This is a genomic window from Roseateles sp. GW821-FHT03B02 (genome assembly GCF_059421025.1).
The window spans coordinates 476,484-494,216 of sequence record NZ_JBWKUV010000001.1 but is presented as its reverse complement, the minus strand read 5'-3'; the positions used below and the strand labels follow the sequence as shown (position 1 = coordinate 494,216).

Here is a 17,733-nt window from a genome sequence, read left to right as displayed (position 1 = left end):
CATCAGAATGAACAAGGATCTATTCCGGGAAATTGAAGATGAGCCAATCAATGGCTGACCTGGCTGACATGGCCCTGTTCGTGCACGCGCTTCAGGCGGGCAGCTTGTCAGCGGCCGGGCGCCAGCTGGGCATTTCGCCGGCGGTGGCGAGCAAGCGGCTTTCTCGGTTGGAGTCACACCTGGGTGTGCGGCTGCTGCATCGGAATTCACGCCGGCTATCGCCTACGGACGAGGGCGCGGTCTACTTCGAGCGATGCCGGTCCATCCTCGGCGATGTGGCCGAGGTGGAGGCTCAATTGACCCAGGGGCGAGATGAACCGCAAGGCATCCTGCGCGTCTCGGCCACGACCGCGCTGGGCCGGCGCTGGGTCGGTCCGCTGGCTGCGGCTTTCGGTGCGCGATACCGGGGCGTCACCGTGAGCCTGTCCCTCACCGAGCATGTCGTGGACGTGATCGATGCCGGCGTCGACTGCGCCGTTCGGGTTGGCATGGTGGCCGACTCGCGATTGGTGGCGCGCAAGCTCGCCGACAACCGCCGCGTTGTCTGCGCCACCCCTGGATACCTGCGCCGACACGGTCGACCGAAAATCCCCGCCGATCTGCTTGAGCATGACTGCATCGTGCTGGCGGCTGACGGGAGCGCGCTGGAAGCCGAGTGGGCATTCCGTGGGGACGAGGGCGACCTCAAGCTGCAGATACAGGGCCGCCTCGTCACCAACAACGGGCAGCAGGCTCACGATTGGATGCTGGCTGGCCACGGCCTGGCGAGGCGATCACTGTGGGACGTGGCGTCTGATCTGGCCGAGGGGCGGTTGGTCGAGGTCCTGGGGCGCTGGTCGCAGGTCGATGCGCCGATATCGGTCGTGTATGCCTCCCGTCGCCTGCTCCCCGCGAAGACCCGACTGTTCATCCAGGCGCTGAGCGATCACTTTGCGAAGGCCGCCAAAGCGATGTCGCCGCCCGCGGCACTCCGGGCGACGACGGGTGGTGCGCCTTGAGGCAGGGCTGCACGTTCAACGCCACCAGGGTCAGGGCCGACGCTGCCAGCAGCGTCGTCAGGTGCTGCTCCCACAGCAGGCCCCAGCGCAGCGCGAATAGCGTCTCGAAAAGGATCATCCGGCCCGCCAGCGTCAGTGGCAACAGCCGGCGCATGCGGTTCCACAGTGCTTTGCTGCAGATCGAGGCCGGCATCGCCGCGCCCATCGACACCGCGCCCGGCCAGGCCCAGCTGGCGGGGCTGTACTCGCCGCCCCGACGCGCAGGGCCGGCGGGGCCAGGGCCCTCCTTGACATCCTGCAGCGCGTCAACTGGACGCCGCAGTGCCGACGCGGTGCACCTGTCCGCCGCCGCGCGGAGCGCGCCAAGGCGCTGTTCCGCGGCACGCCCGAGATACGGCAATGCTTCTACGTGACCGGCGGTGCCGGCGTCGTGATGTTCATCCTGGCCGTGACCAGGCAGCGAGGCCTATCCGGAGTGAGCCGGAGCCTGGCTGTCGATGAGCCGCCTCAGCCACGGGCGCAGCGCAAACAGCAGCGCGCCGGTGACGAGGCTGCCGACGGCGAGCTGGGTGAACAGCGCGGCGTACTGCGGGTTGGTCGTCAGCGGCGAGCCGTCAACGGGCTGGGACACCATGCCCGAGAAATCGCCGGCGAACAACGAAGCCAGGCCGGTCACCAGCATCCAGCTGCCCATCATCACGCCCTGGTACTGCCGCGGTGCCAGGCGGCCGATCATGGCGTAGCCCACCGGCGAGATCAGCAGCTCGCCGACCGACTGCAGCACATAGCTGAGGAAGAGCCAGGAGAAGTCCGACTTGCCCGAGCCGTCCGCCAGATGGATGCCCACGGGCAGCACGCCGAAGCCCAGGCCCATCAGCATCAGCGCGGCGGCGAACTGCATGGGGATGTCCACCGGCCAGCCGCGCTCGCGCCAGCGGGCGAAGAGCGCAGCCAGCAGCGGGCCGCCGATGACGATGGTGACGGTGTTGATGTTCTGCACCCATTGCGGCGCCACCGGCACGCCCCAGACGTTCATCAGCACATTGCCGACCGCATAAAGCTGCAGGCCGTTGGGCGCCATCTGGTAGAGCGACCAGAACACCAGCGAGCCCAGCGTCAGCACCAGATAGGCCTGCATGCGCTGCTTCTCGGCCGGCACCGGATGGCGCACGGTGATGACGATCAGCGCGATGGCGACGAGTGCGCAGAAGGCCTTCATGCCGATGGCTGTGTCGCCCGGCTGTTTCAGCAGCCACACCAGCAGCGGCACCAGGCCCACCAGGATGGCGCTGCCGATGGCAAAACGGCCCCAGAAGGCCGTGCCGCTGCGCTGCAGCAGCGGCGTGTTGCGGTCGGCCAGCGTCTTCCAGAAGATCAGCGCGACGACGATGGCGGCCGCGTTGCCCAGCGTCGCGAACCAGAACAGCGACGGGTAGTCCTCGCTGAGCTGGAACACCCCCGACACCGTGAAGCCGATGAAGAAGCCGACGTTCATGCCGGCGTAGTTCCACAGGAAGGCGGCCTCGCGGCGGTTGTCCTCGGGCGAGAAGCGCTGCGTCAGCATCATGTTCACGCAGGTCACGTTCAGGCCGCTGCCGGTCAGGAACAGCGCCATGCCCCAGTACAGGCCTTCCAGGCTGCCACCGGCTACCGTGCCGCAGCCCAGCACCTGCAGCAGCATGCCGCCGACGAACAGGTTGCGGTTGCTCAGGAAGCGCCCGCCCAGATAGCCGCCGAACAGATGCAGCCCGTAGTTGAAGGCGCCGAACACGCCGGTGATCAGCGCGGCCTGTTCGCTGGTGAAGCCGTGGTGGCGCGTCGTATACAGCGTCAGCGTGAACTGCAGGACGGCGAAGCCCAGCGTCGCGAAGACCTGGATGAGGAAAAGCACGGCCGAGCCTTCGGGGATGCGGGCCGTGAGTTGTTGGAGTCGGTTCATGGGGGCGGGATTGTCCCGGCGCGAAGCGAGGTTTCGCCTGGGTGTCATCCCGCGGACAGGGCCTCGTCAGCCTGCCGCATAGGATGCGGCGGCCCCGGCTCTTGCACTGCTATGCCTGCCTTCACAAAAGTTTTCGTCGCCAACCGCGGAGAGGTTGCGCTGCGCGTACTGCGGGCGCTGCGCGATCTCGGCATCGCGGGTGTCGCCGTGCACGCGGCGGACGACCGTGACGCGACCCCGGTCGGCGTGGCGGACGAGGTCGTCGCCTCGCCGGCCCCCGGGCCGGCGGCCTATCTGGATGTCGAGGGGCTGGTCGCGGCCGCCAGACGAACGGGTTGCGACGCCGTCCATCCGGGCTATGGCTTCCTGAGCGAGCGGGCCGACTTCGCGCAGGCCTGTGCGGCGGCTGGTCTGGTCTTCATCGGCGCCACGCCCGGGCAGCTCGCCCTCTTCGGCGACAAGGCACGAGCCCGCGGCCTGGCCGAGCAATGCGGCGTGCCGGTGCTGGCCGGCAGCCGCGCAGCGGTCACGCTGGATGAGGCCGGCGCCTTCTTCACCCGGCATGGCGCGCTGATGCTGAAGGCCCTCGGCGGCGGAGGCGGCCGCGGCATGCGCGCCGTGCTGGCCGCGGACGAGTTGCCCGCAGCCTTCGAGCGCTGCCGCTCCGAGGCGCAGTCGGCCTTTGGGGTGGACGGCCTCTACGTCGAGAGCCTGATGCGCGGCGCGCGGCACGTCGAGGTTCAGGTCCTCGGTGACGGCCAGGATGTCGTCGCGCTGGGCGAGCGCGACTGCTCGCTGCAGCGGTGCTTCCAGAAGCTGGTCGAGATGGCACCCAGCCCGGTGCTGGACGATGGCCTGCGCGGGCGGCTGGTCGACGCGGCCCTGCACATGGCCCGGGCCGTGAACTACCTGGGCCTGGGCACGTTCGAGTTCCTCGTCGACGTCGCGCGTGGCCACTTCGTCTTCATCGAGGCCAACCCGCGGCTGCAGGTCGAGCACACCGTCACCGAGGAGGTCACCGGCCTGGACCTCGTGCAATTGCAGATCGAGGTCGCTGCCGGCCGCCGCCTCGCCGAGCTGGGCCTGGACAAGCCGCCGCGCGTGCAGGGCTTCGCCATTCAGTGGCGGCTCAATGCGGAGGGCGGCGGCCGGCTGGACCGTTTCGACCTGCCCGCCGGCCCCGGTGTGCGCGTCGACACCCATAGCCTTGCGGGGCTGGCCCCCTCGTCGCAGTACGACGCGCTGCTCGCCAAGCTCATCGTTCGCGGCGCTCGCTTCGAGGACGCGCTCAAGCGCTCGCAGCGCGCGCTGGCCGAGACCCGCATCGAGGGCCTGGCGACCAATGTCGGCCTGCTGCGCCGACTGGCCGAGCGGCTGGAGCCTGCCGCGCTGCACACGGGCTGGCTGGAAGAGCATCTGGCCGAGCTGCAGCCTTCGGCCACCGAGGCCGACCCCCGGCAGCTGCGCGCGCCGACCGCGGGCCGGCTGCTGCAGTTCGGCGTGGCGCTCGGCGACGTGGTCGCCGCAGGCGCCGAACTGGCCGTGCTGGAAGCCATGAAGATGGAGCATGTGCTGGTCGCGCCGCAGGCTGGTCGCGTCGCGACGCTGGCCGTCGCGACGGGCGAGTTCGTCGATGCCGGCCAGTTGCTGCTGACGCTTGCGCCGACGGACGAGGCGGTCGCCACCGCGATGGAAACCCAGGCCCTCGACGCCGACCGCCTGCGCCCCGACCTGCAACGCCTTCTGGCTCGCAGCGCCTTCACGGCCGATGCCGCGCGACCCGAGGCCATGGCCAGGCGCCACGCCCAGGGCCTGCGCAGCGCGCGCGAGAACATCGCCGACCTTTGCGACACAGGCAGCTTCATCGAGTACGGCGCGCTGGCCGTCGCTGCCCAGTCGCGCCGCCGCACCCCCGAGGACCTGATCGCCAACACGCCGGCCGACGGCATCGTCACGGGCATCGGCGCGGTCAATGGCCGCGACTTCGGCGAGGAGCGGTCGCGCACCGTCGTCATGGCCTACGACGCGACCGTGCTGGCCGGCACGCAGGGTGCACGCAACCACGCCAAGACCGATCGCATGCTCGGCATCGCCGCCGAGCAGCGGCTGCCGCTGGTGCTGTTCGCCGAGGGCGGTGGCGGCCGGCCGGGCGACACCGACATGCCCGTCATCGCAGGCCTGCATGTGCCGACCTTTGCCAGCCACGCGGCGCTGAGCGGCCGCGTGCCCGTCGTAGGCATCGCGGCCGGGCGCTGCTTTGCCGGCAATGCGGCCCTGCTGGGCTGCAGCGACGTCATCATCGCCACGCGCACCAGCAACATCGGCATGGGCGGCCCGGCCATGGTGGAGGGCGGCGGCCTGGGCGTCTTCAAGGCCGAGCAGATCGGGCCGGCCACCGTGCAGCATGCCAACGGCGTCATCGACGTGCTGGTCGACGACGAGGGCGCCGCGGTGTCGGCCGCCAGGCACTACCTGTCCTTCTTCCAGGGCCGCATGCCGCAGTGGACGGCGCCCGACACGCGCGCGCTGCGCCACGTCGTGCCCGAGAACCGGCTGCGCGTCTACGACAGCCGCGCCGTGCTGCCGGCCCTGTTCGACGCGGGCAGCGCGCTGGTGCTGCGCAGCGGCTTCGGGGCCGGCATCCACACGGCCCTGGCCCGCATCGAGGGCCGGCCGGTGGGCGTGCTGGCCAGCAACCCGATGCACCTGGGCGGCGCCATCGATGCCGACGCGGCCGACAAGGCCGCCCGCTTCATGCAGCTGTGCAACGCGCACGGCCTGCCCATCGTCAGCCTCGTCGACACGCCGGGCTTCATGGTCGGCCCCGACATCGAAGCGAAGGCCCAGGTGCGCCATGTCAGCCGTCTGTTCGTGACGGCCGCCGCGCTGCGCGTGCCCTTCTTCGCCGTCGTGCTGCGCAAGGGCTATGGCCTGGGCGCGATGGCGATGGCCGCGGGTGGCCTGCACCGGCCGGTGTTCAGCATCGCCTGGCCGACCGGCGAGTTCGGCGCCATGGGCCTGGAGGGCGCGGTGAGGCTGGGCTTTCGCAAGGAGCTGGAGGCCCTGCCGGCAGGCCCGGAGCGCGAGGCCCTGTTCCAGCGCCTGGTCGCCCAGCAGTACGCCAATGGCGAGGCGCTCAACCTGGCGGCCACGCTGGAGATCGACGCGGTGATCGACCCCGCCGAGACCCGTGCCTGGCTGGCCCGCGGCCTGGCCTCGGCGATCGTCCGGCCCCTCGACAACCACCGCTTCGTGGACACCTGGTGACGACTCCGGCCCGACTCGATCTCGTGCGCGCCTATCTGGCCGCCTATGCCGCGCGCGACCTCGCCGCCGTGGCGCCCCTGCTCGCCGACGCCGTCACGTTGCGCGACTGGAAGATCCGCGTCGTCGGCAAGGCCGCGGCGCTGGAAGAGACGCGCAAGAACTTCGAGTCGGTGCAGAGCCTGACGATCGACGTGCTGGCCGTCTGCGAGCGCGACGGCGGTGCGGCGGCGGAGCTGAAGATAGGCATCGATGGCCGCGACACGATCTACGTCGTCGACGTGTTCGACTTCGATGCCGACGGCCGCATCGCGGCCATCCGCGCCTACATCGGCCGCGGCGACGACTAAGGCGCGGCGCCCTTCAAGGCTGCCAGCGTGAACACGTAGCTGTCGGCCGCCTTGGGCTGGTGGCAGGCCAGGCAGCGCGGTTGCTGCAGGGCCAGGCGCGGCGTGCCGTCGGCCCCCCAGACGCCGTAGTTCCAGTTGCCGTTGCGCAGCAGCGGCGGCATGGCATCGCCCCAGCCGGCACGGGTCTCCATGCCGACGTAGGTCTTGACGGCGCCGGGCGTCCAGCGGCCGTCAGCGCCGACCTGCGGCACGTGGTTCACCGTCAGCAGCACGGAGCCCTCGGGCAGGGGCTTGCCGGCGCGCGCGGCCTCCAGGGCCAGGCGGTTGGCGTAGCGCAGCGTCAGCGTCTTGCTGGTCTCGTCCTGCTCGCGCTTATATTCGACAAAGCCCTGGGGGAAGTCCTTGGGCAGCGTCATGGCCGACACCGTGGCCGCGTGCGGCGCCGTGGCTGCGGCGTCGCCCGGCGCGGGCGGCAGGCTGCTCCAGTAGGCCGACAGGGCCTTGATGTCGTCGCCGCTCAGTTGCGCCGCCATCGCGGCCATCAGGTCGTTCTTGCGCGTGCCGGCCTTGAAGGCGTCGAGCTGGCGTGCCAGGTAGGTGGCCTTCTGGCCGGCGAGGTTGGGGATGTCCGGTGCGACGCTGACACCCGCCACGCCGTGGCAGGCCTGGCAGGTGGCGACCTTGGCCGGCGGGGCTTCGGCCAGCGTGGCGGAGCTGGTGAAGAGTGCGGCCAGCAGCAGGGAGTGGGGCAGCTTCATGGACGGCTCCTTCAGGGGCGGGAGCCCGATGCTGCGCGCGATCCGCGCCGCCGTCGCTCAGGGCAAGCCCGGGCGTGCCGAAAGCGATGAGGCAGGCCGGAAGGAGCGGTAGATGCTGCGCCGCTCGGGGCGGCTCAGCACCAGTTGCCAGAGCTGGCCCTGGCGGGAGCGGAAGAAGCCGGCGCAGCTCAGCAGGTAGTAGCGGAACATGCGGCGAAAGCGCTCGTCGTAGCGCGGCGCGAGGCCGGGCCAGGCCGCCTCGAAGCGCCCGGCCCAGGCCATCAGCGTGCGGTCGTAGTCGGGGCCGAAGTTGTGCCAGTCCTCGATGATGAAGCGGCCTTCCAGCGACTGGCCCAGTTCGGCGGGGCTGGGCAGCTTGCCGTTGGGAAAGATGTGGCGCTCGATCCAGGGGTCGGTGTGCGGCGCACGGCGGTCCACGCCGATGCTGTGCAGCAGGAAGAGGCCGTCCGGCGCCAGCAGCCGGCGGGTCGTGTCGAAGTAGACGCCGTAGTTCTTCAGCCCGACGTGCTCGAACATGCCGACCGACACGATCTTGTCGAAGCGGCCCTGCAGGGCCCGGTAGTCCTGCAGCCGCAGCGTGACAGGCAGGCCGGCACAGCGCGCCTCGGCCAGGGCCAGCTGCTCCTTGCTGACGGTGATGCCGGTCACGCGCGCACCGCATTGCTCGGCAGCAAACCGCGCCAGTCCACCCCAGCCGCAGCCGATGTCCAGCAGCGTCTCGCCGGGCTTGAGCTCCAGCTTGCGGCAGATCATCGCGAGCTTGTGCTCCTGGGCCTGCTCCAGATCCTCGGCATGGGCCCAGTAGGCGCAGGAATAGATCATGCGCGAGTCCAGCATGGCTTCGAAGACGTCGTTGCCGGCGTCGTAGTGGTGCTGTCCGACCTGGTGGGCGCGCGCCACGCTCTGCAGGTTGAACAGGCGCTGGCGCAGGCTTTCCAGCAGCAGCTGGAGCCTGGCGCCGAGGGGGGCGGTGCGGTCGAGGTCGGCGCGCAGCAGGTGATCGAACAGCATGTCCAGGCGCTCGCAGTCCCAGTCGCCGTCGACGTAGGCCTCGCCGGCGCCCAGCGACCATTGCGTCAGCAGGCGTCGGTAGAGCCGGCTGTGGTTCACGCGCAGATCCCAGGGGCGGGCGCCGTCGAAGCGCACGTCGGCACGGCCCAGCAGCCCGGCCAGGGCGGTGGGCGGCGGGAAGTCGAGGGCGGCAGGCGCGGATGGCATGCGACGGGTGCTCGAAGTCGTGCCCCCCAGTTTGCCGCTGCCGGCGCGGGCCTGCCATCTCAAGTTGTCAATGACCTCGACCGAGGCCGTGCATCAGGCGCCGGGCAGGCCCCAGCCGAACGGGTCGTCTCGCTCGATCAGCAGCGTCGCCTCGGCGCTGATGAAGGCCCGGCCGCGGATGGTGGGCACGATGCCTTGCGCCGCCGTCTCGTACCAGCCTTCGAACACGCTGCCGATGACGCTGGCCTGGCGCCAGACCTCGCCGGGGGCCAGCTTGCCCGCCGCGGCCAGGCAGGCCAGCTTGGCGCTGGTGCCGGTGCCGCAGGGCGAGCGGTCGTACTGGCGGCCGGGGCACAGCACGAAGCTGCGAGAGTCGGCGAGGGCCGGGTCGGCGTCGGCAAAGAGCTCGATGTGGTCGATGACGGCACCGTCCGCGCCGCGGTGGCCCTGGGCGTGCAGGGCCTGGCCCAGCAGGGCGGCGTAGTCGGTCAGCGCGGCCACGTGGGCAGGTGCCACGGGCTGGCCATGGTCGGCGCACAGGAAGAACCAGTTGCCGCCCCAGGCGATGTCGCCCGTCACCCGCCGGCCGTCGGGTAGGTCGACAGCGACGCCGCTGGCTAGGCGGTAGGCCGGCACGTTGCGCACGCTGACGCGACCATCCGCGTGCAGCGTGGCGCGCACCTCGCCCACCGGCGTCTCGATGACATGCTCGCCCGGCCCAATGCGGTCCAGGTGCGCCAGCGTGGCGACGAGGCCGATGGTGCCGTGGCCGCACATGCCGAGGTAGCCGGCGTTGTTGAAGAAGATGACGCCGGCCGTGTGCGCCGGGTCCTGCGGCGGGCAGAGCAGGGCGCCCACCAGCACTTCGCTGCCGCGCGGCTCCAGCAGCGTGGCGCGGCGGTAGCGGTCGTGCTCGCGGGCCAGGCGCTCGCGGCGTTCCGCCATCGTGCCCTTGCCGAGGTCGGGGAAGCCGTCGATGACGACGCGCGTCGGCTCGCCGCCGGTGTGGGAGTCGATGATCTGGATGCGCCGGGTCATGGTTGCGACTGGCAATGCGTGGGGCGCGTCGCCAGCGCCTTGGCCACCAGCGCCTGGACGCGCTCGCGCTCCGCACCGACCAGCGGCAGCCGCGGCCGGCGCATGTGCTCCGTGCCTACGCCCACCAGCGCGTCGATGAGCTTGAGGTTCTGCACCAGCTTGGTGGACACGTCCAGGTGCAGCAGCGGCGTCATCCAGCGGTAGATGGCGCGGGCCTCGTCCCAGCGGCCGGCCTGCATCAGTTCGTACATCGTCACCGTCTCGCGCGGGAAGGCGCAGCCCACGCCGGCCAGCAGTCCGTCGCAGCCCAGCGCCAGGCCCTCGAAGGCGAGGTCGTCCACGCCCATGAAGAGGCGGTAGCGGTCGCCCAGCAGGTTGCGCAGGTCGGTGATGCGGGTCACGTCGCCGCTGCTCTCCTTGATGGCGGCGATGTGCTCACTGTGCGGTCCCTGGGCCAGTTCGGCGAAATGCTCGGGCTTCAGGTCGACGCGGTAGGCCACCGGGTTGTTGTAGACCATCAGCGGGCGCTGGGCGGCTTGCGCGAAGGCGCGCACATTGGCCATGGCCTCGCGCGCATCGGCCACGTAGATGACCGATGGCATGACCATGTAGCCGGCCACGCCCAGCGCGTTGGCGCCCTCGATGAAGCGCAGCGCTTCGCGCGTGCTCGTCTCGGACACGGTGGCCAGCACCGGCACGCGGCCGTTGGCCGCGTCCAGCGCGCAGCGGGCCACGGCCAGCTTCTCGTCCAGGGCCAGCGTGCTGGCCTCGCCCAGCGAGCCGCCGCAGACGACGCCGTGGATGCCGTTGCGGATCTGGAAGTCGATGTGGCGCGCCGTGCCTTCGAAGTCGAGGCTTTCGTCGGCGTGGAACTTGGTCGTGACGGCGGGGAAGACGCCGCGCCAGGGAAGGTCTCGCATCGCTGGGGCTCCTGGTTCTGGGAGCCCCATGTTCGCTCAACTAGAAGCTGGCCCAGTCGTCGTCCGGGGCAACCGCCGCCGCTGCCGGCGCGAGGCGGGCCGCCGCTGGCGCGGGCCGCGGCAGGGGCGCGGCCTTGGCGGTCGGGGCAGACTTGGGCCTGGCGGCCTGGGGGGCGGGCTTGGGGGCCGCCGCCGCGGCGTCCAGCTTGAAGGCGGCGACGGTCTCGGCCAGCTGGCGGGCCTGGGCGCTGAGGCTCTCGGCCGCGGCGGCGCTCTCCTCGACGAGCGCGGCATTCTGCTGGGTCACCTGGTCGAGCTGGCTGACGGCGTCGCCGACCTGGGCGATGCCCTTGCTCTGCTCGCTGCTGGCGGCGCTGATCTCGCCGATGAGATCTGCCACGCGCCGCACCTGGCCCACCACGTCGCCCATCGTGCGGCCGGCCTGGCCGACCAGCTCGTTGCCGGCCTCCACGCGCTCCACGCTGGCGCCGATCAGCGTCTTGATCTCGCGCGCCGCCTCGGCGCTGCGCTGGGCCAGCAGGCGCACTTCGCCGGCCACGACGGCGAAGCCGCGGCCCTGCTCGCCGGCGCGGGCCGCCTCGACGGCCGCGTTCAGCGCCAGGATGTTGGTCTGGAAGGCGATGCCGTCGATGGTGCCGATGATGTCGCCGATCTTCTTGGAGCTGGTCGTGATCTGCTCCATCGTGTCGACCATCTGGCCCATGACCTGCCCGCCGTCCTCGGCCACGCGGGCCGCGCTATCGGCCAGCTGGGCGGCCTGGCGGGCGGTGTCGGTGTTGTGCTGGACCGTGGCGCTCAGTTCCTCCATCGAGGCCGCGGTCTGCTGCAGGTTGCTGGCCTGCTCCTCGGTGCGCTGGCTGAGGTCGGCGTTGCCCTGGGCGATCTGTCCGCTGGCGGTGGCCACGCTGTCGGCATTGCCGCGCACGGCGCCGACGATGTCGACCAGCGAGTCGTTCATGCGCTGCAGCGCCGCCAGCAGCTGGCCGGCCTCGTCCCGGCGGTCGGTGGCCAGGCGCAGGCGCAGGTCGCCGGCGGCCACGGTCTCGGCGGCTTCCAGGGCCTGGCGGATGGGCGTGACGACGGAGCGCGTGATCGTCAAGGCCAGCGCCGCGCCCAGGGCGACGGCGACAGCGGCCAGCACGAGCACGGTCATGCCCGCGAAGTCCACGAGGTCGTCGGCCTTCTTGCCGGCGGACTGCATCAGCTCCTTCTGGAAGTCGATCAGCGAGTTGAGCGTCGCGGCCAGCTTCTCGCGCGTGTGGCGGGCGTCGCCCATCAGCAGGTCGCGCGCCTGCTCGCCGTTGTCGGCGCGGCGCAGCTCGATGACGCGGTCGATGGCGGCCGCGTAGGCCTGGCGCGCCGTGGCGATCTCCTGGAGCATCAGCCGACCTTTCTCGAGCGTGATGATCTCGTCCAGCGACTTGATGACGTCGAGGTTGCGCCGGCGCAGCTCGGTGATCTGATCGAGCTCGCGCTTGATGGCGGCGTCGTCGGCCGACAGCACGATGTTGCGCGCGGCAATCGCGATCGCGTTGACGTTGTCCTTGAACTGGCAGAGCTTGTCCACCTTGACCATGCGGTCGTTCACCATCAGCTCGATTTCGGCGTTGATGGTGCCCAGCGTGCCGCGGGCGTAGAAGGCCAGCACGACCGTGAAGGCAATGCAGATGGCGAAGGCCAGGCCCAGCCGTCGACCGATGCGAAGGTTGGTGAGCAGATTCATGAGGACTCCCTGTGCCGTCGGGGCGTTGAAGGTTGATTCGACGGTGCCGGCATCTTGCGACGCATCGGCGGTGGTGTGCGAAAGTCCGTTTCATTGGGTTGATCTAGCGCAGCTCCGGTTTGTGAACGAATGCCGGACCGCGCTCAGGAGTGTCGTTATGGCCGATGGGACGGGTGTGAGCGAGCGGGTGCTGGCCCTGGTGAGCCAGCCGCCGGAGCCCGGCTGCGTGCCCAGCCCTCGCGCGGCGGACGCGGCGGCCCGCGCCATCGATGCCGCAGCCGCCAAGGCCGCCCTGGCCGCCGGCACGCTGGCCCTGCCGCCCGGTCCGCTGGGCTGGGCCACCATCGCGCCGGAGATGCTGGCCGTGTGGCACATCCAGCGCCAGCTCGTGGCCGACATCGCGGCCCTCTACGGCCGCAGCGCCGAGCTGGGGCCGGCGCAGATGCTGTGGTGCCTGTTCCGCCACACGGCCGCGCAGGCGCTGCGCGACCTGTCGGTGCGGGTGGGGGAGCGCGTTGTCGTGCGCCCGGCGGCCCAGGCGCTGCTGCAGCGCGTGGCCGAGGCGGTGGGCATGCACCTTGGCCAGAAGGCGGCGAGCCGGGTGCTGTCGCGCTGGGTGCCCGTGATTGGTGCGGCCGGCGTGGGTGCCTATGCCTGGTGGGACACGCGCCAGGTGGGCCGTGCCGCGCTGCAGCTGTTCGAGCGCGACCTGGTGATCGACAACCCTGTGTAACTTCTGCATCCGGCCGCGACATACTCGGCCGCATGCAGCTGCCGGCCATCCTCGACATCGAAGCCTCGGGCTTCGGCCGCGGCAGCTATCCGATCGAGGTCGGCTTCTGCAGTGCCAACGGCGCGCTGTTCTGCGGCCTGGTGTCGCCGGAGCCCGACTGGCTGCACTGGGACGATGGCGCCGAGGCCCTGCACGGCATCAGCCGCGAGCTGCTGCGCCGCCATGGCCGGCCGGTGCGCTGGATGGCCGAGCAGCTCAATGCCCGCCTTACGGGCCAGACCGTCTACTGCGATGGCTGGGGCCAGGACTACCCGTGGCTGGCGCGGCTCTACGACGCGGCGGGCCTGCGGCAGGCCTTCAGGCTGGACGACCTGCGCCGGCTGCTCAGCGAGGCCGAAGCCCCGCGCTGGCGCGGCGTCGTCGACACCGTGCGCCAGCGCCAGCGCCTGACCCGCCACCGCGCCAGCAGCGATGCCCGCGTGCTGCAGCTGGCGCTGGGCGAGATCAAGAACGGCGTGGCGGCCTAGATCACGCCGCCGCGCCAGCAGCCGCGGCCCGCGCGCTTGGCCTCGTAGAGCTGGGCGTCCGCCTGCGCGACGAGCGCTTCCAGGCCGACCTGGCCCGTCGTCGTGACGCAGTAGCCGACGCTGACGCCGATCTCCAGCTCCAGGTCGCCGATGTGGTACGGCGCACTCAGCACGTTCAGCAGCTTGGCCGAAACGGCGGCCGCGTCGCTCACCTCGTGCAGCTGGGGCAGCATGACGGCGAACTCGTCGCCACCCAGGCGGCCGACGAGATCGGCCGGCCGCAGGGCGTGGCGCAGGCGCAGCGCAACCGCTTTAAGCAGCGCGTCGCCGGTCGGGTGGCCGTGCAGGTCGTTGACGGGCTTGAACCGGTCCAGGTCCAGATAGAGCAGGCCCAGGCGCTGGCCTGGCGGCGCGGCCAGCAGGCGGCGAGCGCCGCCCTCGAAGCCGGTGCGGTTGAGCAGCTGGGTTAGCGGATCAGTCTGCGACGCCAGGCGCAGCCTGGCCTCTTCCCGCCGCGCCTCGGTCACGTCGACCTCGATGGCGATCAGGCCCTCGATCTTGCCGCTCTGCACGCGCAGCGGCGCGTACTGCACGTCGAAGCTGCGAGCGTCGCGCTCGGTGGCGTCGGCGAGATCCAGCCGGCTGGTCTCGCCCGCCAGCGCGCGGGCGATCAGCGGGGCCCGCGCCGCGTATTCCCGTTCGCCGAACAGCTCGGCCAGCGGGCGGCCCACCCAGTCCCTGAGCTGGACGCGGCGATGCTCCTCGAAGGCGGCGTTGAAGAAGATGACCCGCGCCTCGGTGTCGCCGACGAGGAACTGTGCCCGCGCGGTGTGGGCCACGGCCAGCAGCATGGCCTCGCTGCGCTCGCGCTCGCGCTGGGCGCGCAGCTGCTCAGACATGTCGCGCAGGATGACCGACACCGTCTCGATGCGGCCGCGCACGTCGCGGTGCACGATGACGAGGCAGTCCATCGGCACCGGGGCGCCACCGCCCACATGCAGGCCGACGCGGCCCCGCCAGTGGCCCTCGCGCATGGTTTCGGGCAGCACGAGCTTCTCGTAGAGGTCGAGCTGCTCGGCGGTGAAGTAGTCGGCGATGTGGGCATCGTCCAGCGGTGCGTCGGCCGCCATGCCCAGGCGCGCCCGCGCGGCCGGGTTCAGGTAGCTCACCTGGCCCTGCTCGCTGGCCTGGCAGACGAAGTCGGGCGTCATGTCGAAGACGGCGGCCAGGGTCTGGCGGGCTTTCTCCTGCTCGCCGCGCTCGGTCACGTCCTCCACGGTGCCTGCCTGGCCGGCCACCTTGCCGTCGAAGAGCAGCGGTGCGGTGCGCACGGCGATCCAGCGGATGCGGCCATCGTCGCCGCGCTTCATCTTGCGCACCATGTCGATGGGCTCGCCGGTGGCCATCTGGTGCTTCCACCGCTGGATCAGCATGTCGCGCTGCGCGGGTTGCACTAGCGTGGTCCAGCCCCACTCGACCTCCTCGCGCCTGAGGCCGTGCACGCGCAGGTAGCTGTCGTTCACGTAGACGATGCGGCCGGTCTCGTCGGTGCGAAACAGGCCCAGCGGCATCGCATTGCTGGTGGCCTGCAGCGTGGCCTCGCGCAGGCGGGCAGCGCGCTGCTGCAGATGCAGCCAGCGCGCCAGCAGGATCAGGCCGAGGGTGAGCGCGGCCGCCAGCGTCAGGATCAGCGTGCGCTGCCGCCAGTGCGGGACAAGGACGGCCTCCTCGGAGCCCGACAGCAGCAGCTTGACGTCGAAATCGGCCAGCGTGACGAAGGCGCCGATGCGCGGGCGGCCATCGGTGGCGGCACCGCTGCTGGCGAAGAAGCCCTCGGCGCCGCTGAGATCGCGGCGGGCCGCGGGGAACTGCTCGAAGAGGTTGCGGCCGACGAAGCCCGGCGCCTCGGGCCGGCGCGACAGGGCCAGGCCGTCGCCGCGCAGCATGACGAGGGAGGCGGGGGGGGCGGGTGCGTACAGGCCTTGCGCGTCCTGCAGGCGCTGCATGTCGATCAGCGCCATGACCAGGGCGTGGTCTTCGAGCGGGCGCGACAGCCGCATCATCATGGGCAGGCGCAGGCGGTCGTCGCCGCTGCGCCCGCCCAGGCGCAGCGGCAGCCCCAGCGCGATGCCCTCGGGCACGATGCCGGCGAACTGGTCGAACGCGGCCGTGCCGGCGATGCTGGCGTCATCCTGCACCGCCGCGGTGTGCAGGCGGCGTACCTTGCCGGTGGAGGACACCAGCACCACGTCGACGAACTGGCGCGAGCCGCTGCGTACGCCGTCGACGAGCTGGCGCAGCGTCGCGTCGCCGTCCCATGGCTGCTCAGTGCTCCGCTTCAGCAGCCAGAGGTCGACGGCGCGCAACGCGCTCTCGGCCTGGCGCAGCACGGGCTCGGTCTGCATCGCGACGACGCGCACGCTCGAGGCGAGGTCGCGGCGCTGTTGGGCGAGCAGCTCGCGCGGCTTGGCGACGGCGTACCACCCGAGCAGGGCCCAGGTCGTCAGGATGACCAGGCCGAAGGCCAGGGCCGGCGCGAACAGCAAGGTGCGGTCGCGCCAGCGGCGGCGGCGCGCCAGGCGCAGTTGCTCGGGCTCTGTCGGCGGGTCAGCGGTCGGGATGGCGGGCTCCTCGGCGGCTGGAGTGGCGGTTCATTGTGCGCCGCAGAGCGGTGCTGGCGCACGTTTTTCGAGCCGGCCTCGGCCCGCGTCTACGGGGTGGCGAATAGCCCGGCCTGCTGCTCGCGCAGCAGCTTCTTCTGCACCTTGCCCATGGCGTTGCGCGGCAGCTCGGCCGCAACGATGACGCGCTTGGGCACCTTGAAGCCGGCGATGCGCGCCTTCAGCGCCTGGATCAGCGCCTCGGGGTCGGGCGTGCTGCCCCTGCGCGGCGTGACGACGGCGACGACGGCCTCGCCGAAGTCCGGGTGGGGCACGCCGATGACGGCCGATTCCTCCACGCCGGGCAGCTCGTTCAGGAAGCCCTCGATCTCGGCCGGGTAGACGTTGAAACCGCCGCTGATGATGAGGTCCTTGCTGCGGCCGATCAGCGTCAGGTAGCCGTTGCTGCCCACGCGGCCGACGTCGCCGGTCTTGAACCAGCCGTCGGTCGTGAACTCCTCGGCCGTCTTCTCCGGCATCTGCCAGTAGCCGCTGAACACGCTGGGCCCGCGCACCTGCACATGGCCGATCTCGTCGGCGGCGCAAGCTGCTCCGTCGTCGTCGACGATGCGCAGGCCGACGCCCGGCAGGGCCGGGCCGACGGTGCCGCCGATGCGCTCGCCGTCCCCGGGCTTGCAGGGGTTGGAGGTCAGCATAAGCGTCTCGCTCATGCCGTAGCGCTCCAGGATCAGGTGGCCGGTGCGGGCCTGCCAGTCGCGCCAGGTTTCGATCAGCAGCGGCGCGGAGCCGCTGATGAACAGGCGCATGCGGCGCGTGTCCAGCGTCTTCTCCTGCAGCAGCCGCACGTAGAGCGTGGGCACGCCCATGAAGACCGTGGCTTCGGGCAGGCGGCGGGCGACCGCGCCGGCCCCGAACCTGTTGAACCAGATCATCTTGCTGCCGTTCAGCAGCGCGCCATGCGAGGCGATGAAGAGGCCGTGCACGTGGAAGATGGGCAGCGCGTGCAGCAGCACGTCGTCGGGCTGCCAATCCCAGTAGGTCTTGAGCGTCTGTGCGTTGCTCAGCAGGTTGCCGTGGCTGAGCATGGCGCCCTTGCTGCGCCCGGTGGTGCCGCTGGTGTAGAGGATGGCGGCGAGGTCGCCCGGCTCGCGGGCCACGGGTGCGTGTACGTCGCTCATCTGCGTGGCGCGGTCCAGCAGCGTGCCGCTGCGGTCGTCGTTCAGCGTGAACACCCAGCGCACGCCTAGGGGGAAGGCCAGCTTGCTGACCCAGCCGAAGTTCCTGCCCGCGCAGACGACGACGCCCGGCGCCGCGTCGCCGATAAAGTGCTCCAGCTCGGCGGCGTGATAGGCCGGGTTCAGCGGCAGGTAGACCAGGCCGGCACGCAGCACGGCCAGGTACAGCATCAGGGCCTCGACGCTCTTGTCCGTGTGCACGGCCACGCGGCTGCCGGCGGGCAGGTCCAGCCGCTCCAGCCAGTTGGCCAGCATGGCGCTGCCGCGCTCCAGGTCGCGCCAGGTGTAGAGGGCGCCATCGGCGTCGATGGCAGTCGTGTCGAGATTGGCCGGGAAGCCGGCGCGCAGGGCGGCGTAGAGGTTCATG

Annotated in this window: 13 protein-coding genes; 5 read left to right on the top strand and 8 right to left on the bottom strand. The window is 71.1% G+C overall.

Features of this window, described 5'->3' with window-relative positions; all coding sequences use genetic code 11:
- The first annotated feature begins 50 nt into the window (after positions 1 to 50).
- Positions 51 to 998 carry a LysR family transcriptional regulator gene (locus AC07VX_RS02150; protein ID WP_493163371.1) on the top strand — a complete coding sequence of 316 codons (948 nt, stop codon included), beginning with the start codon at positions 51 to 53 and terminating at the stop codon, positions 996 to 998.
- Between the two features lie 466 nt (positions 999 to 1,464).
- Here the strand turns inward: AC07VX_RS02150 and AC07VX_RS02145 are convergent, their stop codons facing one another.
- The gene (locus AC07VX_RS02145) at positions 1,465 to 2,937 is read right to left on the bottom strand and encodes a peptide MFS transporter (RefSeq protein WP_493163372.1); all 1,473 of its coding nucleotides are present in this window, start codon (positions 2,935 to 2,937) and stop codon (positions 1,465 to 1,467) included.
- 111 nt (positions 2,938 to 3,048) lie between these two features.
- Here AC07VX_RS02145 and AC07VX_RS02140 point away from each other — a divergent pair, with 111 nt between their 5' ends.
- Positions 3,049 to 6,204, top strand: a complete 3,156-nt coding sequence (locus AC07VX_RS02140; protein WP_493163373.1) for a carboxyl transferase domain-containing protein — start codon at positions 3,049 to 3,051, stop codon at positions 6,202 to 6,204.
- Positions 6,201 to 6,551, top strand: a complete 351-nt coding sequence (locus tag AC07VX_RS02135; protein WP_493163374.1) for a nuclear transport factor 2 family protein — start codon at positions 6,201 to 6,203, stop codon at positions 6,549 to 6,551. The genes AC07VX_RS02140 and AC07VX_RS02135 overlap by 4 nt, the downstream gene beginning before the upstream one ends.
- Here AC07VX_RS02135 and AC07VX_RS02130 read toward each other — a convergent pair.
- From AC07VX_RS02130 to AC07VX_RS02110, 5 genes are all read right to left on the bottom strand, one after another.
- Complete coding sequence (locus AC07VX_RS02130; protein WP_493163375.1) at positions 6,548 to 7,309, bottom strand: cytochrome P460 family protein; 762 nt, start codon at positions 7,307 to 7,309, stop codon at positions 6,548 to 6,550. The two genes, AC07VX_RS02135 and AC07VX_RS02130, sit on opposite strands and share 4 nt — an antisense overlap.
- 57 nt (positions 7,310 to 7,366) lie before the next feature.
- Entirely contained in the window at positions 7,367 to 8,548 is a 1,182-nt protein-coding gene (cfa, locus tag AC07VX_RS02125; RefSeq protein WP_493163376.1) for a cyclopropane fatty acyl phospholipid synthase, read from the bottom strand.
- A 93-nt stretch (positions 8,549 to 8,641) separates the two neighbouring features.
- Positions 8,642 to 9,586, bottom strand: a complete 945-nt coding sequence (locus AC07VX_RS02120; RefSeq protein ID WP_493163377.1) for a 4-hydroxyproline epimerase — start codon at positions 9,584 to 9,586, stop codon at positions 8,642 to 8,644.
- Positions 9,583 to 10,506 carry a dihydrodipicolinate synthase family protein gene (locus AC07VX_RS02115; protein ID WP_493163378.1) on the bottom strand — a complete coding sequence of 308 codons (924 nt, stop codon included), beginning with the start codon at positions 10,504 to 10,506 and terminating at the stop codon, positions 9,583 to 9,585. The genes AC07VX_RS02120 and AC07VX_RS02115 overlap by 4 nt, the downstream gene beginning before the upstream one ends.
- 40 nt (positions 10,507 to 10,546) lie before the next feature.
- Positions 10,547 to 12,250 (bottom strand): methyl-accepting chemotaxis protein, encoded by a 1,704-nt coding sequence (locus AC07VX_RS02110; protein WP_493163379.1) that lies wholly within the window; start codon positions 12,248 to 12,250, stop codon positions 10,547 to 10,549.
- Between the two features lie 157 nt (positions 12,251 to 12,407).
- Here AC07VX_RS02110 and AC07VX_RS02105 point away from each other — a divergent pair, with 157 nt between their 5' ends.
- Positions 12,408 to 12,983, top strand: coding sequence for a hypothetical protein (locus AC07VX_RS02105; RefSeq protein WP_493163380.1), 576 nt, complete (start codon positions 12,408 to 12,410; stop codon positions 12,981 to 12,983).
- Positions 12,984 to 13,015: 32 nt separating this feature from the next.
- A complete protein-coding gene (locus AC07VX_RS02100; RefSeq protein ID WP_493163381.1) occupies positions 13,016 to 13,510 on the top strand; it encodes a hypothetical protein in 495 nt (164 codons plus the stop codon).
- Here the strand turns inward: AC07VX_RS02100 and AC07VX_RS02095 are convergent.
- Positions 13,507 to 16,056 (bottom strand): diguanylate cyclase domain-containing protein, encoded by a 2,550-nt coding sequence (locus tag AC07VX_RS02095; protein WP_493163382.1) that lies wholly within the window; start codon positions 16,054 to 16,056, stop codon positions 13,507 to 13,509. The genes AC07VX_RS02100 and AC07VX_RS02095 overlap by 4 nt on opposite strands.
- 164 nt (positions 16,057 to 16,220) lie before the next feature.
- Positions 16,221 to 17,732 (bottom strand): malonate--CoA ligase, encoded by a 1,512-nt coding sequence (locus tag AC07VX_RS02090; RefSeq protein WP_493163383.1) that lies wholly within the window; start codon positions 17,730 to 17,732, stop codon positions 16,221 to 16,223.
- Position 17,733 lies beyond the last annotated feature (1 nt).